The organism is Corynebacterium gottingense (genome assembly GCF_003693265.1).
Lineage (GTDB): Bacteria > Actinomycetota > Actinomycetes > Mycobacteriales > Mycobacteriaceae > Corynebacterium > Corynebacterium gottingense.
Genome location: NZ_RDRE01000120.1, coordinates 1 through 1,538 on the forward strand (window position 1 = coordinate 1; position 1,538 = coordinate 1,538).

Genomic DNA, 1,538 nt, shown 5'->3' on the forward strand with positions numbered 1-1,538 from the left:
CCAGCCCGCGCTGATAGCCTGCGCAGGCTAGCGCGTGGCTCGCTCCAGCAGTTCCAGCACGTGCACGTACGGCTCGCCCGTGGCCTGCGTCATGCCGAGCTCGCACGTGCGATTCGACGACGCGTGGTACCGCGAGTCCAGCTCCGCCACCGTTGTCGCCTCCGCTTTCGTCGCCGACGCCGTCAGTTCCGGGTGCAGCATCCCGCGATCGCCTGCGTACCCGCAGCACCCCCAGTCCACCGGGATGTGCACGTCCTCGGCTGCGGCCTCTGCAACGGCGCGCAGATCATCAATAGTGCCCATGTGCGCAGTCGAGCACGTCGGGTGCAGAGTCACCGAGTCAAGTGTCGAGCGCACCTCGAGCGAGTCCAGCGCCTCGCGGGCGATAAAGGTCACGGCGTCGAGCACCTCGATGCCAGCCTCGGCGGCGAGTTCCGCCACGCCGTGCGCGCACGATGACGCGTCCACCACAACCGGCAGGCGTCCGCCATCGGTGGTGTGCAGCAGGGATTCGCGTACCCGCTCGCCCATGACCGCGGGTCCCTGGGACATGCCTTTCGACGCCCACGGGGTCCCGCAACACAGCGCGTCCACATGTTCTGGCACGAGCAGCGACATCCCCGCCCGCTCCGCCAGGCGCACAAACGCGGCAGTCGCGCCGATCCCCTCCCGTTCCGGCCCGAACATTGCGTTCACGCACGCCGGGAAGAACACGGCAGTTGGCTTGGCGTAGACGTCGCCAACCACGGGGCCCAATGCGTGTCGACGCCCACCTCCCCGCCCCAGCTGCTTCTGGTACCCCGGCACGAGCTCAGTACTCGTCAGACCGCGGGCCACATCCGTGACCTTTTGCACCAACCCCGCGGGCAGGAAGTACGCGCCGGTCAGCGCCTTCGATGCGGTCACCGTGACGGTGTCCCACTGCTTCGCTGCAGCCTTCCACCCCGCCTGCGCGACCTTTCCGTTGCGCTGTTCGCGCAGGGACTTCACAAACTTGCCAGTATCAATGCCCACCGGGCACGCGGTCACGCACATCGAGTCCGCAGCACACGTTTGCTCACCCTCGTACGCGTAAGCCTGATCCAGTTCGCGGACGGTGTCCAGGTCGCCGTCGGCAAGCGCCTTGGCCCTCGCCCTGCGCACCACGATGCGCTGGCGCGGCGTCATGGTCACATCCCGCGACGGGCAGACTGGCTCGCAGAACCCGCACTCCACACAGCGATCCACTGCTTCTTCCACGGTGGGGTTGAGCTTCATATTGTGCAGGTGCTCCTCCGGATCCTCGGAGATAATCACGCCCGGGTTCATCGTGCCGCGCGGATCCACCGCGCGCTTGAGCGCAACCATCACCTCGTACAGCTCGTCGCCGAACTGCTGGCGCACAAACGGCGCCATCACACGCCCCGTGCCGTGCTCCGCTTTGAGGTTGCCGTGGCGGCCGATGATCAAACGGGCCAAATCATCGTTGAACCCGTTGTAGCGGGTGAGGTTCTCTTCCCCCTCAAAGCGGTCCGTAATGAGGAAGTGGATGTTGCCGT

At 66.5% G+C, this 1,538-nt stretch carries 1 protein-coding gene; it reads right to left on the reverse strand.

Annotated features, from left to right (window positions below; translation table 11 throughout):
- Positions 1 to 27: 27 nt before the first annotated feature.
- A partial coding sequence (locus EAW56_RS12100; protein WP_122086810.1) for a (Fe-S)-binding protein occupies positions 28 to 1,538 on the reverse strand: 1,511 nt, incomplete at its 5' end.